The sequence below is a fragment of the Amycolatopsis sp. La24 genome (genome assembly GCF_029087445.1).
Classification (GTDB): Bacteria; Actinomycetota; Actinomycetes; order Mycobacteriales; family Pseudonocardiaceae; genus Amycolatopsis; species Amycolatopsis nivea.
On record NZ_JARACH010000001.1, the window covers coordinates 1 to 24,355 of the forward strand.

Annotated in this window: 26 protein-coding genes; 16 read left to right on the top strand and 10 right to left on the bottom strand. The window is 68.7% G+C overall.

The window, feature by feature from the left end; all coding sequences use genetic code 11:
- Positions 1–144: 144 nt before the first annotated feature.
- Complete coding sequence (locus PUT80_RS00005) at positions 145–1,284, bottom strand: citrate synthase 2 (RefSeq protein WP_037819940.1); 1,140 nt, start codon at positions 1,282–1,284, stop codon at positions 145–147.
- Between the two features lie 480 nt (positions 1,285–1,764).
- Between PUT80_RS00005 and PUT80_RS00010 the strand changes: the two genes are divergently transcribed.
- The 10 genes from PUT80_RS00010 (at position 1,765) to PUT80_RS00055 (ending at position 10,591) form a co-directional block, all read left to right on the top strand.
- Positions 1,765–2,067, top strand: a complete 303-nt coding sequence (locus PUT80_RS00010; protein ID WP_275290631.1) for an urease subunit gamma — start codon at positions 1,765–1,767, stop codon at positions 2,065–2,067.
- 10 nt (positions 2,068–2,077) lie between these two features.
- Complete coding sequence (locus PUT80_RS00015; protein WP_275290632.1) at positions 2,078–2,383, top strand: urease subunit beta; 306 nt, start codon at positions 2,078–2,080, stop codon at positions 2,381–2,383.
- Positions 2,383–4,104 (top strand): urease subunit alpha, encoded by a 1,722-nt coding sequence (locus tag PUT80_RS00020; RefSeq protein WP_275290634.1) that lies wholly within the window; start codon positions 2,383–2,385, stop codon positions 4,102–4,104. Before PUT80_RS00015 ends, PUT80_RS00020 begins: the two co-directional genes overlap by 1 nt.
- The gene (locus PUT80_RS00025; protein WP_134729443.1) at positions 4,104–4,790 is read left to right on the top strand and encodes an urease accessory UreF family protein; all 687 of its coding nucleotides are present in this window, start codon (positions 4,104–4,106) and stop codon (positions 4,788–4,790) included. Before PUT80_RS00020 ends, PUT80_RS00025 begins: the two co-directional genes overlap by 1 nt.
- Positions 4,780–5,481, top strand: coding sequence for an urease accessory protein UreG (gene ureG, locus PUT80_RS00030; protein WP_037819931.1), 702 nt, complete (start codon positions 4,780–4,782; stop codon positions 5,479–5,481). The genes PUT80_RS00025 and ureG overlap by 11 nt, the downstream gene beginning before the upstream one ends.
- A complete protein-coding gene (locus PUT80_RS00035; protein ID WP_275290638.1) occupies positions 5,478–6,191 on the top strand; it encodes an urease accessory protein UreD in 714 nt (237 codons plus the stop codon). Before ureG ends, PUT80_RS00035 begins: the two co-directional genes overlap by 4 nt.
- Before the next feature lie 128 nt (positions 6,192–6,319).
- Positions 6,320–6,985, top strand: a complete 666-nt coding sequence (gene pdxH / locus PUT80_RS00040) for a pyridoxamine 5'-phosphate oxidase (RefSeq protein WP_037819929.1) — start codon at positions 6,320–6,322, stop codon at positions 6,983–6,985.
- 294 nt (positions 6,986–7,279) lie between these two features.
- On the top strand, positions 7,280–8,575 hold the full coding sequence (locus PUT80_RS00045; protein ID WP_255443303.1) for an MFS transporter: 1,296 nt from the start codon (positions 7,280–7,282) through the stop codon (positions 8,573–8,575).
- Positions 8,576–8,611: 36 nt separating this feature from the next.
- Positions 8,612–9,172 carry a hypothetical protein gene (locus PUT80_RS00050; RefSeq protein WP_275290643.1) on the top strand — a complete coding sequence of 187 codons (561 nt, stop codon included), beginning with the start codon at positions 8,612–8,614 and terminating at the stop codon, positions 9,170–9,172.
- Positions 9,173–9,217: 45 nt separating this feature from the next.
- Positions 9,218–10,591 (top strand): APC family permease, encoded by a 1,374-nt coding sequence (locus tag PUT80_RS00055; RefSeq protein WP_134665377.1) that lies wholly within the window; start codon positions 9,218–9,220, stop codon positions 10,589–10,591.
- Here PUT80_RS00055 and PUT80_RS00060 read toward each other — a convergent pair.
- Together PUT80_RS00060 and PUT80_RS00065 are read right to left on the bottom strand one after the other, a co-directional pair.
- Entirely contained in the window at positions 10,551–12,179 is a 1,629-nt protein-coding gene (locus PUT80_RS00060) for a thiamine pyrophosphate-binding protein (protein WP_275290647.1), read from the bottom strand. The genes PUT80_RS00055 and PUT80_RS00060 overlap by 41 nt on opposite strands.
- Positions 12,176–12,973, bottom strand: a complete 798-nt coding sequence (locus tag PUT80_RS00065) for a cyclase family protein (protein ID WP_051729778.1) — start codon at positions 12,971–12,973, stop codon at positions 12,176–12,178. The genes PUT80_RS00060 and PUT80_RS00065 overlap by 4 nt, the downstream gene beginning before the upstream one ends.
- Positions 12,974–13,216: 243 nt before the next feature.
- On the opposite strand from PUT80_RS00065, the gene PUT80_RS00070 reads away from it, so the two are divergent.
- Both PUT80_RS00070 and PUT80_RS00075 read left to right on the top strand, forming a co-directional pair.
- A complete protein-coding gene (locus tag PUT80_RS00070) occupies positions 13,217–14,359 on the top strand; it encodes an aminotransferase class V-fold PLP-dependent enzyme (protein ID WP_037819923.1) in 1,143 nt (380 codons plus the stop codon).
- Between the two features lie 9 nt (positions 14,360–14,368).
- On the top strand, positions 14,369–15,799 hold the full coding sequence (locus tag PUT80_RS00075) for an amino acid permease (RefSeq protein ID WP_037819920.1): 1,431 nt from the start codon (positions 14,369–14,371) through the stop codon (positions 15,797–15,799).
- On the opposite strand, the gene PUT80_RS00080 is transcribed toward PUT80_RS00075, so the two are convergent.
- Positions 15,800–16,363, bottom strand: coding sequence for a TetR family transcriptional regulator (locus PUT80_RS00080; protein WP_275290650.1), 564 nt, complete (start codon positions 16,361–16,363; stop codon positions 15,800–15,802).
- Positions 16,364–16,450: 87 nt separating this feature from the next.
- On the opposite strand from PUT80_RS00080, the gene PUT80_RS00085 reads away from it, so the two are divergent.
- Positions 16,451–17,176 carry an SDR family oxidoreductase gene (locus PUT80_RS00085; RefSeq protein ID WP_275290651.1) on the top strand — a complete coding sequence of 242 codons (726 nt, stop codon included), beginning with the start codon at positions 16,451–16,453 and terminating at the stop codon, positions 17,174–17,176.
- Here PUT80_RS00085 and PUT80_RS00090 read toward each other — a convergent pair.
- From PUT80_RS00090 to PUT80_RS00105, 4 genes are read right to left on the bottom strand one after another with little or no spacing between them, the layout of a single operon-like run.
- The gene (locus PUT80_RS00090; RefSeq protein ID WP_275290653.1) at positions 17,163–17,915 is read right to left on the bottom strand and encodes an MBL fold metallo-hydrolase; all 753 of its coding nucleotides are present in this window, start codon (positions 17,913–17,915) and stop codon (positions 17,163–17,165) included. The genes PUT80_RS00085 and PUT80_RS00090 overlap by 14 nt on opposite strands.
- An 8-nt stretch (positions 17,916–17,923) precedes the next feature.
- A complete protein-coding gene (locus tag PUT80_RS00095; protein WP_275290654.1) occupies positions 17,924–18,772 on the bottom strand; it encodes an MBL fold metallo-hydrolase in 849 nt (282 codons plus the stop codon).
- Positions 18,769–19,584 carry an MBL fold metallo-hydrolase gene (locus PUT80_RS00100; protein ID WP_275290655.1) on the bottom strand — a complete coding sequence of 272 codons (816 nt, stop codon included), beginning with the start codon at positions 19,582–19,584 and terminating at the stop codon, positions 18,769–18,771. Before PUT80_RS00100 ends, PUT80_RS00095 begins: the two co-directional genes overlap by 4 nt.
- Complete coding sequence (locus PUT80_RS00105; protein ID WP_037819906.1) at positions 19,584–20,159, bottom strand: TetR/AcrR family transcriptional regulator; 576 nt, start codon at positions 20,157–20,159, stop codon at positions 19,584–19,586. Before PUT80_RS00105 ends, PUT80_RS00100 begins: the two co-directional genes overlap by 1 nt.
- Before the next feature lie 88 nt (positions 20,160–20,247).
- On the opposite strand from PUT80_RS00105, the gene PUT80_RS00110 reads away from it, so the two are divergent.
- From PUT80_RS00110 to PUT80_RS00120, 3 genes are read left to right on the top strand one after another with little or no spacing between them, the layout of a single operon-like run.
- Positions 20,248–21,153 carry an aldose 1-epimerase family protein gene (locus tag PUT80_RS00110; RefSeq protein WP_275290656.1) on the top strand — a complete coding sequence of 302 codons (906 nt, stop codon included), beginning with the start codon at positions 20,248–20,250 and terminating at the stop codon, positions 21,151–21,153.
- Positions 21,120–21,623, top strand: coding sequence for a GNAT family N-acetyltransferase (locus PUT80_RS00115; RefSeq protein ID WP_043830565.1), 504 nt, complete (start codon positions 21,120–21,122; stop codon positions 21,621–21,623). The genes PUT80_RS00110 and PUT80_RS00115 overlap by 34 nt, the downstream gene beginning before the upstream one ends.
- Positions 21,624–21,643: 20 nt before the next feature.
- Positions 21,644–22,864, top strand: a complete 1,221-nt coding sequence (locus PUT80_RS00120; RefSeq protein ID WP_134665353.1) for an amidohydrolase — start codon at positions 21,644–21,646, stop codon at positions 22,862–22,864.
- Positions 22,865–22,893: 29 nt separating this feature from the next.
- Here the strand turns inward: PUT80_RS00120 and PUT80_RS00125 are convergent, their stop codons facing one another.
- Both PUT80_RS00125 and PUT80_RS00130 read right to left on the bottom strand, forming a co-directional pair.
- Positions 22,894–23,469 carry a Uma2 family endonuclease gene (locus PUT80_RS00125; RefSeq protein ID WP_238604093.1) on the bottom strand — a complete coding sequence of 192 codons (576 nt, stop codon included), beginning with the start codon at positions 23,467–23,469 and terminating at the stop codon, positions 22,894–22,896.
- Between the two features lie 5 nt (positions 23,470–23,474).
- On the bottom strand, positions 23,475–24,299 hold the full coding sequence (locus tag PUT80_RS00130) for an NmrA family NAD(P)-binding protein (protein WP_275290657.1): 825 nt from the start codon (positions 24,297–24,299) through the stop codon (positions 23,475–23,477).
- Positions 24,300–24,355: the final 56 nt, after the last annotated feature.

Sequence of the window (24,355 nt, forward strand, 5' to 3'; positions counted from 1 at the left end):
GCGCCCTGCTCGTCCTCACCCAGCACGAACAAGCCGTCCGCGACACCGCCCAGCCCACCCCGGCCTGACAACTACCACACCCCGTCAACCCGCCATGACCAGCACAAACCAGGATGAAAAATCCCCATTGGGGCGCTCGCTGGCTCAGATCTGGGTGACGCTGTCCCAGCCGTCGACCTCGGACGGCGTGCGCGGGCCGGGGCCGACGTACTTCGCCGACGGACGGACCAGGCGGCCGGTCTGCTTCTGCTCCAGGATGTGCGCCGCCCAGCCGGCGGTGCGCGCGGAGGAGAACATCGCGGGCATCATGTGCGGCGGCACCTTCGCGAAGTCCAGGATCACCGCGGCCCAGAACTCGACGTTCGTTTCGATCGGGTGGTCCGGACGGCGTTCGCGCAGCTCGGCCAGCGCGGCCTGCTCCAGCGCGGCGGCCACCTCGTAGCGCTCCGCGCCCAGTTCCTTGCAGGTCCGGCGCAGCACGCGGGCACGCGGGTCCTCCGCGCGGTACACGCGGTGGCCGAAGCCCATCAGCCGCTCCTTGCGGTCGAGGATGCCCTTGACCAGCGCGCGGGCGTCACCCGTGCGCTCGACCTCCTCGATCATCGGCAGCACGCGCGCCGGGGCGCCGCCGTGCAGCGGGCCGGACATCGCGCCGATCGCGCCGGACAGCGCCGCCGCGACGTCCGCCCCGGTGGAGGCGATGACGCGCGCGGTGAAGGTGGAGGCGTTGAGGCCGTGCTCGGCGGCGGAAACCCAGTACGCGTCGACCGCCTTGACGTGCGCCGGGTCCGGCTCGCCGCGCCAGCGGATCATGAACCGCTCGGTGATCGACTTGGCCTCGTCGACCCGCGACTGCGGCACCGCGGGCTGTCCGATGCCGCGCGCGGACTGCGCGACGTAGGACAGCGCCATCACCGAAGCGCGGGCGAGCTGGTCGCGCGCCTCTTCGTCGGTGATGTCGAGCAGCGGCCGGTAACCCCAGATCGGGGCGAGCATGGCGAGCGCGGCCTGGACGTCGACGCGGACGTCGCCGGTGTGCACCGGAAGCGGGAACGGCTCGGCGGGCGGAAGCCCGGTCCCGAACCGCCCGTCGACCAGGAGACCCCATACGTCGCCGAAGGTCACCTTCCCGGCGAGGTCCTCGATGTCGACGCCGCGGTAGCGCAGCGCACCGCCGTCCCGGTCGGGTTCGGCGATTTCGGTCCGAAACGCGACGACGCCCTCGAGCCCGGGCCGGAACCCGTCGTCGGCGTCGTTCGTGGTGCTGATCGTGGAGGTAGTCACTCTTCGCGAACCCTTTCGATGCGCATTCCCCGGCTGTGTTGTGCACGCGCGGACGGGATACACGCTGCCTCCTTGCGCGCCTCATCGCACGGTGGGACAAACCATGCTCCCTTTGCCCGGCCGGGGCAACGGAAGATGTCGTGGTTTCGGTCACGATTACGAGAACGATTCAGTCCAGGTGAGCGCTGGACGCCACTTTCTCCCGTCCGGTGAGGTGACCGCAGACTGGTACCCCGGTGGCGTGGAGGTGAACCCCGGCTTGCGGAGGCAGGCGGAGGTCACTCTCAGTGAGCGGGACGGGCGCCCGGCGTGCTCCGAAGTGGCAGGCCGTGCACCGGGGTGAAATTGCGGAATCCTCGCCGCGGCCTTTCCGGCTTGTCCGAATTCTTTTCGAGTTCCACGAACAACCGCGGTCCGCACCGCGTAAACACTGTGTTGCCGAATCAGGCGGAGCGGTCGCTCCGGTGGTAGACCTTTGCCATGCACCTGAGCCCGCAGGAACGCGACAAACTGCTGGTCCACGTCGCGGCGGACGTTGCTCGCAAACGGCTCGAACGCGGTCTTCGGCTCAATTATCCCGAAGCCGTCGCGCTCATCACCGATTACGTCGTGGAGGGCGCTCGCGACGGACGCACGGTCAGCGAACTGGCGGCGGGCGGACGCACCGTGCTGACCCGGGCGCAAGTCCTCGACGGCGTGCCGGAAATGGTCGATTCCGTGCAGGTGGAAGCCACGTTCCCGGACGGCACCAAGCTCGTCACGGTGCACGAGCCGATTGCTTGAGGAGGAATTCGTGCGGCCAGGCGAGATCATTCCCGGCGACGAGCCGGTGCCGCTGAATCCGGGGCGCGTCCGGATCCGGCTGCGCGTGCGCAATCTCGGCGACCGGCCGGTGCAGGTCGGTTCGCACTATCACTTCGCCGCGGTGAATCCCGGCCTGGAATTCGACCGCGAAGCCGCCCGCGGGCACCGGCTCGACGTGCCCGCCGGGACCTCGGTGCGGTTCGAGCCGGGCATCGGCCGCGAGGTCGACCTGGTTCCGCTCAGCGGAAACCGGCGGGTGCCGGGGCTGCGGGTCGAATACGCCGGGGAGTTCTGATGCCGGAGATCGACCGCGTCCGCTACGCCGAACTGTTCGGCCCGACCGCGGGGGACCGGATCCGGCTCGCGGACACCGATCTGCTGATCGAGGTGACCGAGGACCGGTCGATCGGTCCCGGCGGCAGCGGCGACGAGGTGCTTTTCGGCGGCGGGAAGGTGATCCGCGAGTCGATGGGCCAGGGCATGGCGACCCGCGCCGAGGGAGCGCCGGACCTGGTGATCACCGGCGCGGTGATCCTCGACCACTGGGGAGTGGTGAAGGCCGACGTCGGCGTCCGCGACGGGCGCGTCGTCGGCATCGGCAAGGCGGGTAATCCGGACACTATGGACGGTGTCGATCCGGCGCTGGTGATCGGCCCGGCGACGGAAGTGCTGGCGGGCAACGGGAAAATCCTCACCGCCGGCGGCATCGACTGTCACGTGCATTTCGTCTGCCCGCAACTGGTGGACACCGCGCTCGCGGCCGGACTGACCACTTTGGTCGGCGGCGGCACCGGACCGAACGAGGGCACCAAGGCGACCACGGTGACCCCCGGTGCCTGGAATCTCGGCCGGATGCTGTCCGCAATGGACGGACAGCCGGTGAACGTGTTGCTGCTGGGCAAAGGAAACACTGTCCGGCAAGACGCTCTGCGCGAGCAGTTGGCGGGCGGAGCGGGCGGGTTCAAGCTGCACGAGGACTGGGGTTCGACGCCGGCCGCGATCGACGCCTGCCTCACGGTCGCCGACGAATCCGGCGTGCAGGTCGCGATCCACACGGACACGCTCAACGAGGCCGGGTTTCTGGAGTCCACTGTGGAGGCGATCGGCGGCCGGTCGATCAACGCCTACCACACCGAGGGGGCTGGCGGCGGACACGCGCCGGACATCATCGAGGTGTCCGGAATGGCGAACTTCCTTCCCTCGTCAACGAATCCGACCCGGCCGCACACCGTCAACACTCTCGACGAGCACCTCGACATGCTGATGGTGTGCCATCACCTGAACCCGTCGGTGCCCGAGGATCTCGCGTTCGCGGAAAGCCGGATCCGGCCGAGCACGATCGCCGCCGAGGACGTGCTGCACGATCTGGGCGCGATCTCGATGATGAGTTCCGATTCGCAGGCGATGGGGCGGATCGGCGAGGTGATCATCCGGACCTGGCAGACCGCGCACGTGATGAAGGGTCGCCGCGGCGCGCTTCCCGGCGATGGTGCCGCGGACAACCTGCGCGCCCGTCGTTACGTCGCGAAGTACACGATCAACCCGGCGATCGCACACGGAATGGACGCGGAGATCGGCTCGGTGGAGGTCGGCAAACTCGCCGACCTGGTGCTGTGGGAACCGAAGTTCTTCGGCGTGCGCCCGCATGTGGTGTTGAAGGGCGGCTTCCCGGCGTGGGCGGAGATGGGAGACGCGAACGCTTCGATTCCCACGCCGCAACCGGTGCTCGCGCGGCCGATGTTCGGTGCCGCGCCTGGCGTCGCGGCCGCGTCCAGTCTGCATTTCGTGGCCCCGGAAGCGCTGGATTCCGGTTTGGCGGAGCAATTCCGCATCGCCCGCCCGCTGGCGCCGGTCGCCAACACCCGCCGCCGGACGAAGGCGGACATGGTGCTGAATGACGCGACTCCGGAGGTGCGAGTGGATCCGGACAGCTTCGCGGTTCGCGTGGACGGGGAACTGATCGAACCGCATCCGGTGGCCGAATTGCCGATGGCACAACGGTATTTCCTGTTCTGATGGACCCGGTCGCTCTCATTCTCGCCGACTCCCGGTTCCCGGGCGGCGGGCACGTGCATTCCGGCGGCCTCGAAGAGGTGGCCGCGCGCGGTCTCGTCCGGTCCGAACGCGACCTGCCCGGATTCCTTTTTGGACGGTTGCGTACCGCGGGATTTCTCGCCGCCGCGTTCGCCGCTGCCTCAGCGCACGCCGCGGCGCGGGCCGTCGAGAGTGTCCATTGGCGACGGCTCGATCAGGAACTCGACGCCCGCACACCCTCGCTCGCGCAACGGGAAGCGTCGCGAGCGCAAGGCCGAGGCACCGCGCGAGCCGGACGTGCGGCGTGGCCGTCGCCAGTGCTGTCCCAGTTGCTCGCCGAGACGCCGCGCCCGCACCATCCGATCGTCAGCGGCGCGCTCGTCGGAATCAGCGGCGGCAGTCCGTTCGACGCGGCCATGGCGATCGCTTACCTCGCTGTGAGCGGCCCGGCGAGTGCGGCGGTTCGCCTGCTCGGACTGGATCCGTTCGCCGTGAACGCGGTGGTCGCGCGACTGGCCGGACCGTTGCGCGAAGTCAGCGGCCAGGCCGCCGAGACCGCCGGGGCCGATCCGGCCGATTTGCCCGCGCCAGCGTCGCCGGCGCTGGATCTGTTCGCCGAGGAACACGCTCGGCATCACCAGGAAGAGGTGCGTCTCTTTGCCAGCTGAACACGGTCACGGGCATTTCCACGCGGTCAACTTCGACCCGACCGCCGCCGAACCGGACCACTACGCCGCGGCGCCGACCGCCGGCCGGGCGTACCGGATCGGCATCGGCGGCCCGGTCGGCAGCGGCAAGACCGCACTCACCGCCGCACTGTGCCGCGCGCTCGGCGGAGAACTGAATCTGGCCGTGGTCACCAACGACATCTACACAACAGAGGACGCCGACTTCCTGCGCCGGGCGGGTGTACTGGACCCGGAGCGGATCGAAGCGGTGCAGACCGGCGCGTGCCCGCACACCGCGATCCGCGACGACATCACCGCGAATCTCGACGCGGTCGAACGGCTGGAGGAGAAATTCCCCGGCCTGGAACTGGTCATCGTGGAAAGCGGCGGAGACAACCTCACCGCGGTGTTCAGCCGCGGCCTGGCCGACAGCCAGATCTTCGTGGTCGACGTCGCGGGCGGGGACAAGGTGCCGCGCAAGGGCGGCCCCGGCGTGACGACGGCCGACCTGCTGGTGATCAACAAAACCGACCTCGCCCCGCTGGTCGGTGCCGACCTGACCGTGATGACCTCGGACGCTCACCACATGCGAGGCGACCTCCCGGTGTTCACCCAGTCCCTAGTGGACACTCCGGACGCGCCCGCGGTGGCGGACTGGGTGCGCTCGCTGGTGCCGGTCCGGCAGGGGTGAAAGCCCACGCACGTCTGGTCGCCGCCTGCGACGACGGGCGGACGGTGCTGCGAGAACTGAAGTCGATGGCACCGCTGACGCTCGTCCCGCGCCGCCAGCGCGGCCCCGGTGCGGTGGTGCACCTGGTCAACTCGGCCACCGCTCCGCTCGGCGGCGACGAACTCCGGCTCGAGATCCACGTCGGGGCGGGCGCGGAACTGAAGCTGTCCGGCGTCGCGGCGACCCTCGCCCTGCCCGGTCTGCGCGACGTGCCCAGCTTGTCCACTGTGGAGGTCGTCGTCGAGCCCGGCGGTTCCTTCGCATACCTGCCGGAGCCGACCGTCGTCACCACCCGCGCCGACCACGTCGCCGTCCTGCGCGCCGATCTGGCCGCGGAGGCCCGGTTCCACACCCGCGAGGTCCTCGTCCTCGGCAGGGAAGGCGAACGTCCGGGCCGGTTGTCCTCCACAGTTCACGTGACCTGCGGCGGAGTCCCGGCACTCCGGCAGACGCAGACCGTCGGCGACGCCATTTTGGACGCGAGCCTTGCCGTGCTGGCCGGACATCGCGTGCTGGTGACGGAGGTCGAGTTCGGCGGCGGGTGCGGCCCGGCGGAGTCAGGCCCCTGGTGGTCGCGGACGCCGCTGGCCGCGGGCGGGATGCTGACCACCGCGCTGGCCCCCGACGTCGTGACGGCCACCGCTCTGGATCGATCCCGGACCAGCAGGTGAACAGCGGATGGCGGCCAGGCGTGGCAGGAGTCACCGTTCGGTGGGTTTCGCCGGGACCGGCGACCCAATACCGTCGCTGAATAGCCGTGATTCGACACCCTCACCAGGGGTAACGGAGGTTGGGCCGGATGACACCGGAGATCGACGAGGCGGTCGTGCGGCTGCCTGGCATGCGGGTGGCTTACGACAGCGCGCCGTTTGACGAGTCGGCGCTCGCGGCCACGTGGCATGACCAGCTGGAAAGCTGGCTGAGCCAGGCGGTGTCCGAAGCACTCGCGGAACCCAACGCGATGGTGCTCGCGACCGCCGACGCCGAGGGCAGGCCTTCTTCGCGCACGGTGCTGTGCAAGGGCTTCGACGAACGCGGAGTGGTTTTCTACACGAACTACACGTCGGCGAAGAGCCACGACCTCACGGCGACGCGCTACGCGTCGGCCACCTTCCCCTGGTACCCGCTGCACCGCCAGGTCACGGTCCGCGGCGAGGTCGAGAAGGTCAGCGCCGACGAGACGGCCGCCTACTGGGCCCAGCGCCCTCGCGGATCGCAGCTGGGAGCGTGGGCGTCGCCGCAGTCGCGCGTGGTCGAGGGGCGGCGGGCGTTGGACAACGCGCTGCGCAATATCGAGCGCCGGTTCGGCGATGTTGAGCAGATTCCGGCTCCGCCGCATTGGGGTGGTTGGCGGATTCGGCCGGACTTTGTCGAGTTCTGGCAGGGGCGCGAGGATCGGATGCACGACCGGTTGCGGTTTCACCGGACTCATGACGGGTGGCATGTGGAGCGGTTGGCTCCTTGATCGTTGCTGCTCGTCGCCTGGCGGCGACATTGCGTCCGGCGGTGAGGCGGGGCACCCCGATTTTTTAGTGTGACTACGGCGCGTGGGTGCCTCGCTTTGGGTGCATCGGCTGCGGTTCGGTGGGTGGCGGGACCGTCGAGGGTCGTGAGGGGAACCCTGAGGGAATCTGATTCCCTCAGGGTGGCCCTCACGGACTTTCCCCAAGGGTCTCGCACGCGGAGCGTGCTGGAGGGGGCCTCCGTGCGGGGAAAATCACCTGCGCCAGCTTCGTTAGCACAACTAAGCTGATAGCTCGTGACTTCAGAACCGGGGATACGCCCGCCCCGTACCGGGGCTCGCAAGCTCCTCGGCCGGATCGTTGTCGACACTCGTCCGCTCCGGATTCCGGCGTTTCGGCGGCTGTGGATGTCCACCGCGGTGACCGCGGTCGGGTCGCAGCTCACCGCGGTCGCGGTGCCGAAGCAGGTTTTCGATATCACCGGATCGTCCGGGTACGTCGGGCTGACCGGTGCGGTCGCGCTCGTTCCGTTGCTCGTGTTCGGGCTGTGGGGCGGGGCGATCGCGGACGCGGTCGACCGGCGGAAGCTGCTGCTCGTCACCAACGTCGGCGTCGCGATCACCTCCGCGCTGCTGTGGCTCCAAGCCTTCACCGGCATGCATTCGGTGTGGCTCGTGCTCGGGCTGCTCGCCGCGAACCAGGCGTTTTTCGCGATCAACATGCCCACGCGCGGCGCGGTCGTCGCGCGGCTGGTGCCCGCTCCGCTCCTGCCGTCGGCGAACGCGCTCAACACCACCATGGCCACGTTCGGCGCGGTGTTCGGGCCGCTGTTCGGCGGGGCGCTGATCCCGGTGATCGGACTGTCCACTTTGTACTTGGTGGACGTCTGCGCGCTGGCGATCACGCTGATCGCGGTGTGGCGGCTGCCCTCGATCCCGCCGCTCGGCGAGGGGACGCGCCGGGCGGGAATCGGCTCGGTCGTCGACGGATTCCGTTACCTGGCGCACCAGAAAGTGCTGCTGGCGTCGTTCGTCGTCGACATTATCGCGATGGTCGCCGGCATGCCGCGCGCGTTGATCCCGGAGATGGCCGAGCGGACGTTCGGCGACCCGCCCGGCGGCGGTCCGGCGCTCGGCATGCTCTACGCCGCGCTGCCCGCGGGCGCGATGCTGATCGGGTTGTTCTCCGGCTGGCTGCACCGCGTGCAGCGGCAGGGCGCGGCGGTCGTCATCGCGATCTGCTGCTGGGGCGCGGCGATGGCCGCGTTCGGGCTCGCGCATTCGCTGTGGCTGGCGGTGATCTTCATGGCGCTCGGCGGTGCGGCGGACATGGTCAGCTCCGTCTACCGGCAGGCGATCCTGCAGACCGCCACCACCGACGAGATGCGCGGACGACTCCAGGGCGTCTTCACCGTGGTCGTCGCGGGCGGGCCGCGGATCGCCGACCTCACGCACGGCTGGTCCGCGGCGGCGTGGGGGACCAGGATCGCGGCGACCGGTGGCGGGTTGCTGGTGATCGTGCTGGTGGTGGCTTCGCTGGCTGTTCTGCCTGGGTTCTGGCGGTATCAGGCTCCGGTCGAAGAGGGCCACTGACAGTAGTGTTATTCCGTTCGGAATAGCATGCCCGATATGCGTGCATATCCGATCGCTCTGCTGATCTCCGCCGCCGCTGTTCTGACCGCCTGCTCTTCTGGTGAGCAGAAGGCCGCCGCACCGACGCCGCCGCCCGCGAGCAAGGCGCCGGCCTCCTCGTCCGCGTCCGCCGCCAAGGCCGCCGACACCTGCTCCTTGCTGCCGTCCGACGACGTCTCCAAGGCGATCAAGATCCCGAACATCACCTCGAAGGCCGGACCCGCCCACGACAATCCGAGCAACGGCGGCAAGGCCACGAGCTGCGAATACGTCGTCGAAGGCAAGACCGCCGGCGCGCTCGCGGTGACCCGCTACGAGGGCCGCAAGGCCAAGCCCGCCGACATGATCGCCGCGATCAAGAAGGCCAAGCCGGGCGCGGTCGACGTGCCGGGCTTCCCCGACGGCGCCGTTTTCCACACCGACGAGCAGAAGACCGCCACACTCGCCGCGGCCAAGGTGTCCAACGGGGTTCCGGTGCTGGTCAACTACACCGGACCGGTCAAGATGACCAAGGAAATGATGACCCCGCTCGTGCACACGGCGGTCGCCAAGGCCTGACGGCCGACTTCCCGTAGGCGTCCGGACAAGGCACACTAATCGCCCATGACGGACGTGAGCGAGGGCACATCCAAGGTCGCCGAACCGGCTTTGCTGCGGGTCATGGGCCCGAAGCTGCTGCTGTTCTTCGTGGTCGGCGACATCATCGGCACCGGCGTGTACGCACTGACCGGGCAGGTGGCCGGACGCGTCGGCGGCGCGTTGTGGCTGCCGTTCCTGCTGGCGTTCGTGGTCGCCTTCATGACCGCGTTCAGCTATCTCGAACTGGTCGGCAAGTATCCGCGCGCGGCGGGCGCGGCGCTGTACACGAACAAGGCGTTCGGGGTGCCGTTCCTGACCTTCATGGTCGCGTTCGCGGTGATGTGCTCCGGGATCACGTCCGCGTCGTCGGCCGCGGTGGCGTTCGGCGCGACCTACCTCGCGGCGTTCGTGAAGCTGCCGACGGTGCTGGTCGGCATCGCGTTCGTGCTCCTGCTGGCGCTGATCAACTTCCGCGGCGTCGGCGAATCGGTGAAGGCCAACGTCGTCCTCACCTGCATCGAACTGTCCGGGCTGTTGATCATCATCGGCGTCGGCGTGTGGGCGGTGCTGAACGGGAACGGCGAACCGTCGCGGCTGGTCGAGATCGACACCGCGGACAAGACGTGGCTCGTCGCCATCTCCTCGGCGACGTCGCTCGCGTTCTTCGCGATGGTGGGCTTCGAGGACTCGGTGAACATGGCCGAGGAATGCCATGACCCGGTGCGGATTTTCCCGCGCGCGATGCTGTGGGGCATGGTCATCGCCGCGACGATCTACGTGCTCGTCTCGGTGACGTCCTCGCTGCTGGTCCCGGCCGCCGAACTGGCCGGCGCGAAGAGCGACGCGCTGCTGAGGGTGCTCGACATTGGTGCACCGGGCTTCCCGCGGGAGATCTTCTCCGCCATCGGCCTGTTCGCGGTGATCAATTCCGCCTTGATCAACATGCTGATGGCCAGCCGCCTGCTGTACGGCCTGGCGAACGAACGCGTCCTGCCGCCGGTGTTCGGCCGCGTGCACCCGACTCGCCGGACGCCGTGGGTGTCGATCATTTTCACCAGCGTCATCGCCATCGGTCTGGTGTCCTTTGTGGACATCAGTGCGCTCGGCGGGACGACGGCGTTGCTGTTGCTGGTGGTGTTCGCCATCGTCAACATCGCGCTTTTGGTGCTGCGCAAGGACAAGGTGGCGCACAAGCATTTCCGCGCGCCGACGGTGGTGCCGGTGCTGGCCGCGGTGTTCTGCCTGTACCTGGTCAGCCCGCTGTCCGGCCGCCCGGCGCAGGATTACCAGGTGGCCGGCATCCTGCTCGCCGTCGGCCTCGTGTTATGGGTGGTGAACCTCCTGGTGAAGCGGGCGCTCAGTGGTGCGTCATCGCGGCCTGGAGCCACCAGGCGCTGAACCCGGCGATCTTCGCGTCGACCACCAGCGGTCGGTCGAGCCCGGCGGCGACCCGCGTCGCGACCTCGTCGAGGTCTTCCTTGGCGCGGACAGTGACCGCGTCGCAGCCGTAACCGCGCGCAATGGCGGCGAGGTCGGTGTCCGGGAAGGTGACGGTGTCGGCCGGATGTCCGCCGGGCTCGAAGAAATACACCTCGGCACCGTAGGCGTGGTCGTTGTAGACGACGATGAGCATCGGCAGCTTCAGCCGGACGACGGTTTCTAGTTCGGCGATGCTCATCAGGAACCCGCCGTCGCCGCACGCTGCGACCGGGAAGCGGTCCGGCTGGGCGAGTGCTGCGCCGATCGCGGTGGCGAGTCCGAGGCCGATCGACTGGAACGCCTGGGTGAAGCAGAAACCGTTCTCGTCCGGGACGTCCAGGTACATCGTGGGGTAGCCCATGAAGTTCCCGGAATCGACACCGACGACCCGGTTGGCCGGAATGAGTTCGTCCAGCGCGGCGGACAGCGTCCGCGGGTCGATGACCTCGGCGGTCCCGGCGTCGTCGTGTTCGTTGTCGCGCCAACGGATTTCCCGGGCGATCCGGTCCTTGAGCTCGTCGCTGCGATATCCATTGTGGACTTCGACCTGTTCGGACACCGCCGCGGCGGTACCGCCGACATCGCCGACGATGCCGAGGTCGACCGGCCGGTTCCGGCCCAGCGCGGCGGACTCCAGATCGACCTGCACCAACGTGGTTTCCGGCGAAAGCAGCCGTCCGTGTGCGGTCGTCCAGTCATTGAGCGCGGATCCCCAGCCGACGACGACGTCCGCGCCCTGAATCAGCTCAGTCGTCAGCGGCGACGAAAACCCGCCGGACACCCCGATCGCCCACGGTTCGCCGGTGAACAGTCCTTTCGCGACCGCACCCTCGGCGAGCAACGCTCCGCAACGGTCTGCCAGCGCGACCAGTTCGGCCCGGGCTTTCCGGGAACCCCGTCCACAAAGGAATACCGGACGCTCGGCTCGCTGCAGGAGCGAAGCGAGCGCCTTCACGTCCTCCTCAGCGGCGCGTGGTTGCGGCAGTGCCTCGATCGCGGTCAGCCCATCGAGGAGGCTTTCATCGAACGGCTCGGCCTGCACTTCCAACGGGAGTCGCAAAAGGACAGTGCGCCGGTCGCGCCGAGCTTGCGTGAACGCTCGCCGCACGTCGGCCAGCGCGGTTTTCGCTGACCGCACCAGAATGCTGCTCGCCCCCACGGATCGAGCGAGCGCGTCCTGGTCGATGTGGAAGTTAGACAGCGGATCGGTCGCTTCGCCGGTGACGATGACCAGCGGGGTCCGGCTCTTCGCCGCCTCGCCGATGCCGGTGGTCGCGTTGCCCAGCCCGCAGCCCTGGTGCACCGATACCGCCGCGACCTCGCCGCTGCACCGCGCGTAGGCGTCGGCCATCGTGGTCGCGCCGCCCTCGTGCCGAGCGGCGACGAACTCGGCACCGCCCTGGATCAGGCCGTTGGTGAAGTGGAAATTCCCGCTCCCCACCACACCGAACGCCTTGCGGACGCCGAACCGGGCCAACGCGATCCCGACGGCTTGGGCAACGTTCACGACTCAACTCCCGGCGTTACCGCGAGCACGCGCGCCGGACTGCCGGTCCCGCCGACGATCGGCAGCGGGCAGACCACGACGAGCGCGCCGGTCGGCGGCAGCGAGCCGAGATTCTGCAGGGAAGTGATGCCGTACTTGTCCGCGCCGAGCAAATGGTGGTGCGCGGGCATCGGCGGGTCGAGCGCGAAGCCGTTCCCGGAGTCGATGCCGACAGTTTCCACGCCGTACCCGGCGATCGGCGTTTCCTCGGCAAGCCATTTCGCGGCGGCGGCCGAGATGCCGGGCGTGTGGCTGGCCCCGTCGGAGAAGTTGAGGAACGCGTCGCGGTCCTGAGCGTATTGATCCCATCCGGAGTGCACGAGCAGCCAGCCGCCCTCGCGCAACGGTCCGTGCTCGCCCTCCCACGCCTGGATGTCGGCGATCTCCAGCAGGAAGTCCGGATTGCCGGCGACGCGCGCGGAGATGTCGAGGACGTGCGCGGGGCCGATCAGCCTGCTGACCGGCAGCTCCGAAACGTCCGCGCCGTCGCGGTTGGAGATCCAGTGCCGCGGCGCGTCGAGGTGCGTGCCGATGTGCTCGCCGGTGTGGATGTTGTTGTGCCGCCACAGCGGTCCGGAATCGTCGAACTCGCTGACGGACTCGAGGCTGAAGTCGATCAGGTTCGCGAACGGCTCGGGCAACTGCAAGGTCGGCGTGGCGGCGCTGAGCTTGTTGGTGAGGTCGACAATCCGCAGCCGGCCCTGCGCGAGCTGGGTCAGGAGCTGGTCGACCCCGGTTTCGGCGGGGGTGCTCATCGGTGCGTCCTCTCGGTCGCGGGGCGCGCTATTGCGGATCCTTGACGGTCGTTGACAGCGCGGAAGGCCATATCTACAGTACCGGTTTCAGCAGCACTGACGGAATAGCTGCCAGAGATCAGTCAGAGTGAACGCGGAGCCCCGACCAGGGCGTCTGGAGCCAGACGGAGCATCGACGCACGGTGCTCGCGCCGTTACGGTGGCGAACGGACCGGTCGCCCGCCAGTCAAGGAACGGAGTGTCGTGACCGACCAGCCCAGCCCAGCCGCTTTCCGGGCGCATTTCCCCGCCTTCGCCGACTCGGTGCACCTCGCGAGCTGCAGCCAGGGCGCGCTGTCGGACGCGCTGACCGCGGAGCTTTTCGAGTTCCAGCACACGATCCGCGAGCACGGGGCGCCGTGGGACAAGTGGATGGCGAAGGTCGCCGAGGCGCGGGCCTTGTTCGCCCAGCTGATCGGCGCGGACCCGGACGACATCGCCGTGGTGCCGTCCGCGTCCGAAGGCGCGTACCAGGTCGCGTCCACCCAGACGTGGTCGGAACGGCCGGGAATTGTCACGACCGACCTCGAATTCCCTTCGCTGGGCCATGTTTGGCTCGCTCAGCAGGGGCGCGGCGCGGACGTTCAGTTCGTCGCGCACCACGACGGCCTGGTCGACACCGAGGATTACGCCGCGCTCATCACCGAGCGGACGCGACTGGTGTCCGTCCCGTTGGTCAGCTACGCCAACGGTTTGCGTTTCCCGGTGCGCGAAGTCGCCGCGCTGGCCCGGGAAAACGGCGCACGGAGCTTTGTCGACGCGTATCAGGGGCTCGGCGTCGAGCCGGTCGACGTGACCGAACTCGGCTGCGACTACCTCGTCAGCGGCAGCCTGAAATACCTGCTCGGCATCTCCGGGATCGCGTTCCTCTACGTGCGGCCAGGCTTGCGCGACGCGGTTTCCCCGCCGCTGACCGGCTGGTTCGGCCGCACGAACCCGTTCGAATTCGACCCGCGACACCTCGACTACCCCGAGCACGCGCGCCGCTTCGAGACCGGGACGCCGTCGATCCCGTCCGCGTACGGCGCGGTCGCCGGGCTGAAGCTGGTGCACCAGGTGGACGCGCACCGGGTCCGTGACCACATTGGACTGTTGACCGGGCAGCTGCAGCAGCGGTTGCTCGACGCTGGGGAACAGCTCCGGTCCCCGCTGGACGACGCGCGGCGCGGTCCGCTCGTCGCCTTGGCCGACCGGGATCCCGACGCGCTGGCGGCGTTCCTCGCCGGGCGGCGGATCGTGTGCAGTGCCCGCGGCGACGTGCTGCGGATGTCCTTGCACTACTACAACGTCGAGTCCGATCTCGACGCCGTCGTCGCGGCGATCGCCGAGTACCGGGCGAGCCAGTAGGGAGCAGACATGGCCGAGTCCCCGTCCCCGAACCGGTTGCAGCGGAGGCTGCGCAGCAGGCAGTTGACGATGATCGGAATCGGCGGGGCCATCGGCACCGGCCTGTTCCTCGGATCGAGCCTGGCGATCTCGCACGCGGGACCGGCCGTGGTGCTCGCCTACGTCCTTTGTGGACTGGTCGCGCTGGCGATTTCCTGGGCGCTGGCGGAAATGGTGGTGGTGCACCCGGCCGCGGGCGCGTTCGGCAGCATCGCGCACAAGTATCTCGGCGCGGGCAGCGGATTCGTGGTGCGCTGGGCGTATTGGGCGATGCAAGTGATCGCGATCGGCGGCGAGACGATCGCGGCCGGCGTGTACGTCCAGTTCTGGTGGCCGCAGATTCCGCTGTGGGTTCCGGTCGCGGTGTTCTCGCTGCTGGTGATCGTCGTCAACGGCGCGGCGGTGCACATTTTCGGCGAGTTCGAGTACTGGTTCGCGATGATCAAGGTGTGCGCGATTCTCGTGTTCGTCGCGCTCGGCCTGATTCTCGTCTTCTTCGGCCTGCCGAAGGCGCCCGCGCCCGGTCTCGCGAATCTCAGCGCGGGCGGCGGATTCCTGCCGAACGGCGTGTCCGGTCTGTTGCTGGCCATGGTGTTCGTGCTGTTCAGCTACATCGGCACCGAGGTGGTTTCGGTGACCGCGGCCGAATCGGAAAACCCGACTCGCGACATTCCGCGCGCGGCCCGGGCCATGGTGGTGCGGCTGGCGATCTTCTACGTCGCCGCGATGCTCATCGTCGTGCTGGTGGTGCCGTGGACGGTCACCGGCGAAGGCGGGTCCATTACGGCCAGCCCGTTTGTCCGCGTCTTCCAGGCTGCTGGCGTTCCGGCGGCGGCAACGATCATGAACTTCGTGGTCCTGACCGCCGCGTTGTCGAGCGCGAACACCAACCTTTATCTCACGACGCGCATGCTGCATTCCCTTGCCGAGCACCGATTCGCCCCGGCCTGGGCCGGACGGCTGACGCGTTCTGGAGTGCCGCGCAACGCACTCGTGCTGTCTACCGCCGGTCTGGTGATCGCGACCATCCTGTCCAAGAATTCCGATTCCAACGCGTATCTCGTGCTGTTCGGCATTTCGATCTTCGCCGCGCTCGTGGTGTGGATGATCATTCTGGTGACGCACCTGGCGTTCCGGATCCGCCGTCGCCGCGCCGGGCTGCCGCCGTCGCCAGTGCGGTTGTGGGGCGCACCGGTGGTGAACGTCGTGGTGATCGCTTTCCTCGCCACCGTACTGATTTCGACGTTCTGGATCGAAGGGCTCGACCCGGCGTGGAAGTTCGGGATCCCGTTCTTCGTCCTGCTCGTGGTGGCCTACCTGGTGCTGCGAATGACCGGACGGACGAAGCAGGCCGCGGAAGTGGAATTGGAAGATTCGACGCTGGTACGCGAGAAAGCCTGATCACGGGGTGAGGTGGGCGGCGAGTTCGTCGGCCGCCTTCCGCGCCTGTTCGGCAAAATTTGGGCCCTCGGGCTGTTCGGTCCATCGCTCGAACGCGGTTTGAAAGATCGCGATACCGACCTGCGCGAGCATCTTCGCGCTCGATTCGGTCGCCCCGCGTTCCTGCAGTGCTTCGACGACCGCGGTGGTGATGGCCGCGAGTTTCGTGCGCTCGCGTTCCTGCAGCTCCGGGCTGGACGCGACGATCGCCCGGCGTTGCGCGGCATGCGAAACCAGGCCCGCGAACAAATCGCCAGCGTCGACCATCGCGGCCAATACCGCCTGGAACGGCGGCAGCGCGGGGTCGGCGCGTCGGACCGCGTCGGCCATCGCGGCCGGGAGTCGCTCCGACCCGGCGAACAGCACGTCACGTTTGTCGGCGAAATAGCGCGAGAACGTCCGGCGGGTCAATCCGGCGCGCTCGGTGATCTGCGTGACCGTGGCGTTGTCGTAGCCGTGCTCGGCGAACAGCTCCAGCGCGGCCGCGCGGAGCCGCTCCTTGGCTTCGGGATCCCAGCGCGGCATGCAGCCATCTTAGCAGTGATGACACAGTGGGTCATCACTGCTACTGTTGATGTCTCAATGTGTCATCACCCTCCGGAAGGACCCCTCATGTCTTTGCTTGACCAGCGGGTTGTCGTCATCGGCGGCAGCTCGGGAATGGGATTGGCGACCGCTCGGGCCGCCGCGGAAGCGGGCGCGGCCGTCACGATCGCGGCGAGCGGCAAGGAACGGCTGGACGCGGCGCTCGCCGAATTGCCGGATACCTGCGAAGGATTCGTCACCGACGTACGCGACGAAGCGAACGTCGCGGCTCTGTTCGAGCACGTCGGCTCGCTGGACCATCTCGTGTACACCGCGGGTGACACGCTGGATCAACGGCCTTGGACAGAGCTGCCTCTCGAGACCGTGCAGAGCCTGTTTTACGTCCGTTTCTGGGGTGTCGTCAGTGCGGTGAAGCACGCCGCGCCGCGGATCCGCCCGGGCGGTTCGATCGTGCTGACGTCCGGGATCATCGGCGTCCGCCCGACACCCGGTGCGGCGCTCGCGGCCGGTTCCGTCGGCGCGGTCGAGGGGCTGGCGCGCGGCCTCGCCGTCGACCTGGCCCCGGTGCGGGTCAACACGGTCCGCCCGGGGCCGGTCCACACGCCGATGTGGGACGGCCTTCCGCAACCGCAGTTGGACGCGATGGTCGCCGCGTTCACGGAACGAACGCTGACCAAATCGGTCGGCGAGGCGGAGCAGGTCGCGGCGACCAACGTGTACCTGATGGAGAACCGTTTCGTCACCGGTGCGGTGATCACCGTCGACGGAGGGTTCGTGCTTACTGGAAGCTGACCTGATCTCCTGGCTTGAGCAGATGCAGCCGCTCTTCGAGCCCGGCCTGCGCGAAAGCCGGTCGGAGAGTGTCCGGGCCCTGGGTGAAATGCGCCCAATGCTCGAAGTGCAGCGGGACGACCTGACGCGCGTTCAGGATCCGGGCCGCCTCAGCCGCGTCGTCGCTGGGCAGGGTGAGGTACGCGTCGCCGACCAGCGGAGTTTGCGCTCCGCCCGCGAACAGGACGGCGATGTCGATCCGCTCGAAGCGCTCGGCGATCTGCCGCACCACGTCGAGGGAAGCGTTGTCCCCGCTGACGTAAACGGTCGGCTGGCCCTCGCTTTCGAGCACGAAACCGGTGACCTCGCCGACGAGATGCTCGCTGCCGTCGGGCCCGTGCTGCGCGGGCACTCCGGTGACGCGGACGCCGCCGAGGTCGTACGACTCCCAGTTCGCCAGCGCCCGAACGGGGTCGCCGATCCGCTCCCTCGCCGAGGCGGTGGACAGGACGAGCGGGGCGGAGAGGGCGTACTCCCGCCCCGCCGCGTCCAGGTTGTCCGGGTGCTGGTCGTGCGAAAGCAGTACCGCGGCCACCTCGCCGACCTCCGCCGCGGTGACCGCGGGACCGGCGGTTTTCGCCAGTTTCCGGGCACCGATCGGGTAATCGCCGGGGCCGTCGAAGGTGGGATCGGTGAGCAGGCGGGTCCCGCCGTACTCGATGAGGGCGGTCGGACCGCCGACGTACCGGATGCGCGTCATGCGGGTAGTCAACTCGCGGAAGGCTGCGCGGTATTCCGGCGCAGTGCCTGGAATTCGACCGGGCTGTGCGCGCTGAACACCGAGATCTCGTCCTGGTGTTCGCGGGCGAGGGTCTGCAGCCGGGCGAGGTTGGCGCGGCGAGCGGAGCCGTCCATCTGGTTCATCACCTCGAACGCGCGCATGCCGGGCGGGCAATGCGGGCTGACCGGGGCGACTTCGCCGTGGAAGAAGTACGCGTCGCCGGCGTGCAGGAGCCAGCCGTCGCCGGTGTCGACCGCGACGCCGGAGTGCCCGTGCGTGTGCCCGGGCAGCGGGACGAGCAGGATTTCCGGCGGCAGACCGCGCAGCGGCCGCACCGCGTCGAAGCCGAACCAGTTTTCGCCGGCCTCGTCGTAGGTGCTCCACAGTGGACTGTGCGCGAATTGCTCGGCCCGGTATCGCGTTTTCTCCGGGAAGCTCTTCGGGTTGTCCGCCGCGCGGCGTTCGGTGGTGCGGACATGCACGGTGGCGTCGGGGAAATCGGCGAGCCCGCCGGCGTGGTCGACGTCGAGGTGGGTCATCACGATGTGCCGGACGTCGGCCGGATCGTGGCCCAGCGCGCGGATCTGCGCGACCGCGGTTTCCTCCATGGTCGGCTTCGCCCCGACCATCGCCATGAACGGACCGCCGAGCCAGCGCCGCGATTCGGTGACCCCGCGAGTGCCGAACCCGGTGTCGACCAGCACGAGCGCGTCGGCGGTCTCCACGAGCAGGCAGTGCGCCACGATCGTGCTGCGCCGCAGCATCCCGGGGCGGCCGTCGAGCGCCTTGCCGCCGAGCGGACGCATCGTGCCGCAGTTGAGGTGGTGCACCTTCATACCGTGCTCCTCTCGCTGAGCCGGACGAAATCGGTCAGGTCGTGCGAGGCGAACACGGTCACCTCGGCGGCGTGGTCCCGGCGCAGCTCGCGCAACCGGCGCTGGTTCTCGCGCCGGGGCCCGGGCAGCGTCTGGACCCGCCGTTCGAACATAGCCAATCCGGGCGGGCAATAGGGCTCGGCGTCGATCTCCCGGTGGAAGAAATAAGAATCACCAGCGTTGAGCACCCAGCCGGACCCGGTGTCGACGGCCACCCCGGCGTGTCCCACGGTGTGCCCGGCGAGCGGTACGAGCGCGACGCCCTCGACCCCGTCCAGCTCGCGGACCGCGTCGAGGCCGAACCAGCTGTCGCCGGCGTCCGAATAGGACTTCCACTGTGGACCGTGCCGGAACTGGACGTCGCGGTACCGCGGGTTTCCGGCGCGGTAGGCGTCGAGTTCCTTGCCGTAGACGTGCACGCGCGCCTGCGGGAAGTCGACGAGCCCGCCCGCGTGGTCGAGGTCGAGGTGGGTGAGGACGATGTCGCGGACGTCGGCCGGGTCGAAGCCCAGCGCGCGGATGCGGCTCAGCGCGGTTTCGCCTTCGTCCGTCATCGGATTCGACGTGCGCAGGAAGCGCGGACCGAGCCAGCGCGCGGCGTCGGTGACGGTGGGCGAACCCATTCCGGTCTCGATGAGAGTCAGTCCGGTGCCGGTTTCGACCAGCATGCAGTGACACACGAGGGTGGCGCGGCGCAGCAGCCCGGGCTTTCCGTCGACCAGCTTGCCGCCGATCGGACGCATGGTGCCGCAGTTGAAGTGGTGTACGCGCATTAGGCGAACTCCCTTTCGACGGTGGTGTGCAGGTGAGCGGCGACGGCCTGCAGCGGCGCGGTATCCCGCCGAGTGCGCGCGAGCAGCAGCGCGCCTTCGATCGCGGACAGCACGATCGTCGCCAGCGAAGCGGCACGGTCCTCGGCGAGGCCGTGCGAGGTGAAGTAGGCGGAGATATCCCGCAGCCAGCCTTCGTAACCCTGGTCGCAGGCGGCACGGATCGGCTCGCTGTCGGCGGCTTCCAACGCGACAGTCGCGATGGGACAGCCGCAGCGATAGTCCGATTCGGACAGTGAGGTGGCGAGTGCGGTGACGATGAGATCGATGGCGGTGGCCGGATCCGGTGCGCCAGCGGTGATTTCGCGGAACTGCCCGGCCAGCCGCTCCCCGGAAAGCTGCACCGCCTCGGCGGCCAGCTGTTCCTTGCCGCCGGGGAAATGGAAGTACAGCGAGCCCTTCGGGGCCCGGCTTTCGGACACGAGCTGGGTCATCCCGGTGGCGTGGTAGCCCTGGGTGCGAAACAGCTCAGCCGCCGATTCGAGCATCCGGCGGCGCGTGTCGGTGCGGTTGACCATGCGCCTACCGTAGCTCAAACTATGACGACCGGTCTAGTTAGTTTCGAGGCGTGCCCGCGCGGCGCGGCCGATCGGTAATCTCAGCGCCATGGCGAACCCCACCGGAGAACAGTTCGAGATCACCCGCGGCAACGCGCGCGCCGTCATCACCGAGATCGGTGCCGGACTGCGCGCGTTCGAGATCAGCGGAGTGCCGTATGTCGAGACGTTCGCCGAGGACGAGAAGCCGCCGAAGGGACTCGGCCAGGTGCTGCTGCCGTGGCCGAACCGCACCAAGGGCGGCAAGTGGGAGTTCGAGGGCGAAGAGCAGCAGCTGGAGATCACCGAGGAAGCGCGCGGCAACGCCATCCACGGCCTGACCCGGCACCAGGAGTGGGAGCTGCTGGAGCACGCCGAAACGTCGATCACGCTCGCCATCGACGTCGAGGTCCAGCCTGGGTGGCCGGTGCCGCTGCGCGCGACGATCACCTACGACCTGCAGCCGCGCGAGCTCGTGATCACCCACGAAATCCGCAACGAGGGGGAGAAGCCGATCGGCGTCGGCGTCGGCACCCACCCGTACTTCCGGATCGGCGACGCGCCGACCGACGAGCTGACCCTCACGCTGCCCGCCACGCGCGTCCGGCCGTACGAGGGCGATCAGCAGATGCCGTACGCGGACGAGCAGGACGTCGAGGGCACCGAATACGACTTCCGGCAGGGCAAGCTGCTCGAAGGCGTCGACCTGGACACCGCGTTCGGCGGGCTGGAACTGGCCGCGGACCGCACCCACCACTACGTGCTGTCCCACGGCGACCGCCAGCTGGTGGTCTGGACCGGTCCGGACTTCCGCTGGGTGCAGGTGTTCACGCCGGACGACCTGGTCGGCCGCGGCCGCGCGGTCGCGATCGAGCCGATGACCTGCCCGGCGGACGCGCTCAACACCGGCACCGACCTGATCGAACTGGAACCGGCGACGTCGTGGACGGGCAGCTGGGGAATCCGGGTCCCGTGAAACTCGAACTGCTGACCGAGGCCGCCGCGGGCGAGCTGCTGACCTTGCAGCAGGCCGCGTACATCACCGAGGCGCGGGCGCACCAGAACTTCGACCTGCCGCCGTTGCTGGACACCCTCGACGACGTGCGCGCGGCCATCGCCGACCCGTCGATCACGGTCTGGGGATTCCGCGACGGCGGCAGGCTCGTGGCGAGCGTGCGGATGCGAGTGTCCGGCCCGGTCGGCGAGATCGGCAGGCTCGTGGTGGCGCCGGATCGTCAGGGCGAGGGACTCGGCACCGCGCTGCTGGCGGCCGCGGAGGAGGCGACCCCGGCGGAGGTGACGGTGTTCCGGCTGTTCACCGGCGAACGTTCGGCCGGGCCGCTCTATTTGTACCGAAAGCTCGGTTACCGCGAGACGCATCGGTCGCCGGAGGCGGACTATCAGTTGGTGCACCTGGAAAAACCCCGGATGCGCGAACCCGGGTGAGTTCGTTAGCGTGTCAAACTATGGCTTACAAGGCGATTGTCGGGGGCTATGTGGTCCCCGTCGGCGCCGCTCCGATCGAGGGCGGCACCGTGCTCATCGAAGACGGCCGGATCACCCACGTCGGGGCTGAGGCCGACGTCGAGGTGCCGGAGGACGCGGAACTGGTGGACGCGTCCGGCAGCTGGGTCTTGCCGGGATTCATCGACGCGCACGCGCACCTCGGCGTCCACGAGGACGGCGAGGGCTGGGCGGGCAACGACACCAACGAAATGACCGACCCGAACGGCGCCCGCTTCCGCGCGATCGACGGGATCGACCCGTACGAACCGGGCTTCGACGACGCGCTGGCCGGCGGCGTCACGAGCGTGGTGATCAAGCCGGGGTCGGGCAACCCGATCGGCGGGCAGACCATCGGCGTGAAGACGTGGGGCCGGTCCATTCTGGACATGGTGTTCGCCGAGCAGGTGAGCGTGAAGAGCGCGCTGGGCGAGAACCCGAAGCGGGTTTACGGGGAGAAGAAGGTCACGCCCTCGACCAGGCTCGGGGTGGCCGCGATCCTGCGCGAGGCGTTCACGAAGGCCCGCAACTACCAGGAAAAGCGCGAGCACACGCGGTCCGAGGGCAAACCGTTCGAAACGGACCTGACGAACGAAACCCTGGCGAAGGTCCTGGACGGCGAGCTGTACTGGGACCAGCACGTGCACCGCGCCGACGACATGGTGACCGCGATCCGGCTGGCCGACGAATTCGGCTACAAACTGGTGATCAACCACGGCACTGAAGGCCACCTGATCGCGGACCTGCTGGCCGAACGCGACATCCCGGTGATTCTCGGCCCGCTCTTCACCACGAAGTCCAAGGTGGAACTGCGCAACCGCACCCTGCGTTCGGCGGGAATCCTCGCGCGCGCCGGGGTGAAGATCGCGATCACCACGGACCACCCGGTCATCCCGATCAACTTCCTGGTGTACCAAGCCGCACTGGCGGTGAAGGACGGCCTGGACCCGGAGACCGCGCTGAAGGCCTTGACCCTGCACCCGGCGCAGATGCTCGGCCTGGACGACCGGATCGGCACCCTGACCCCCGGCCTGGACGCGGACGTGGTGCTGTGGTCCGGCGACCCGCTGGACGTGATGAACCGCGCGATGCGGGTGTTCGTGCGGGGCCAGGAGGTCTACCACTTCGACGAGACGACCGGCGAGGGCGTTTCGGCGGATCGGCGGTATCGGGAAGCTCGCTGAGGCTGGTTGAGGCGGCCTGGTCGGCCGCCTCAATCGAGCAGTGCGGCGAGGTCCAGCTCGAACGGGAACGGCTCGGCGGTGCGGAATTTCCCCGTGACGGCGGGGGAGTTCCGATAGCCGAGTTCCCCGGCCTGGTGGCAGGCGACAAGGGAGACCGGGTCGTCGAGGTCGAGGATCCAGTAGAACGGGATTCCGGCGTCGGAGTACTCCTTGTGCTTCGTGACGTAGTCGGTGCGTTTCGACCCCGGCGTCGCGACCTCGACCACCAAGACGAGGTCTTCGGCGCGGAGTGCGTCCTCCTCGGGAGTCCGGGCGATCGCGGCCGACGTGGTGACCAGGAGATCGGGGCACCGGGAAAAACCTGGTGCCCCGTCCGGCGCGAGCCCTAGATCGATATCCACGCGTGGCACCACGGAAAACTCGTCCGGCAGCTGATCATGCAGTTGGAAGGCGAGCGCGTACGTCGCGTGGTTGTGCCATGCGCCCGGCGACGGAGAGAAGACCAGACGGCCTTCGACGAGTTCGGTGAATCCTGGCTCGACCTCGCCGAGCGCGAGGTATTCCTTGATCGAGAGCAACTGCCGCGGAAGTGTCCTGGTGTCCATGCCGCTCACGGTAAGCGAGGGGTACGACACTTTCCGCCAACACAGTCCGCCAGGAACGTCCCCAACCCCCGCGGCGAACCCCCGGTCACCGCGGCGAAATCGTCGCTCAGCCAAGCCCCGTCCCCGGCCGCCAGCAGTTCGAAGACCTGCGCATTCGACCCCGCCTCCGGCACCCCGTTCGACTCCATCACGGCCTGATGCTCCGCAGCCGAAATCCGCCGGTACTCCACCGGACGGCCGATAACCGCAGCCCATTCCCGGGCCACGTCGGCGAACGTGACCAACTCCGGCCCCGTCAGCAGATACGTCCGACCGGCATGCTCCGCCGGGGCCGTCGCGATCGTGGCACCCGCGGCCGCGACGTCTCGGGCGTCGATCATTCCGATCCGGCCACCGCCCGCGGGCGAAGAAAAGCCGCCCGTCGCCGCGATCTCCGGCGCGAGGGCGAGCAGATTCTGCATAAAGAAGTTCGGCGCCAGCAGCGTGTACTGCATCCCGGACGCCTTGAGGTGCGCGTCAATCCGCGCGTGCTCCCGCCGCCGGGCGACTGGCGAATCGTCAACAGCCTTGTGGTTGGTGACCCGCACGACGTGCCGCACGCCGTTCGCGGCCGCGCGGTCGAGCACCGTCAGCTGCGACGCCACCGCGGGTCCGATCAGCACGAGGGTGTCGACCGCACGCAGGGCCGCGTCAAGGGTGTCCGGCCGGTCGAAATCGCCGACCACCTCATCAGTGCCGCCCGAAGGGGTGCGGACGAGCGTCCGGACAGGTCCGAGCAGGCGGACGACTTCGCTGCCGATTTTCCCGGTAGCACCGGTAACCAAGATCATGCGACCAAGACTGCTCGCCGCCAGTATCGTTTGTGAAGAAGGCACCTCAACGAACC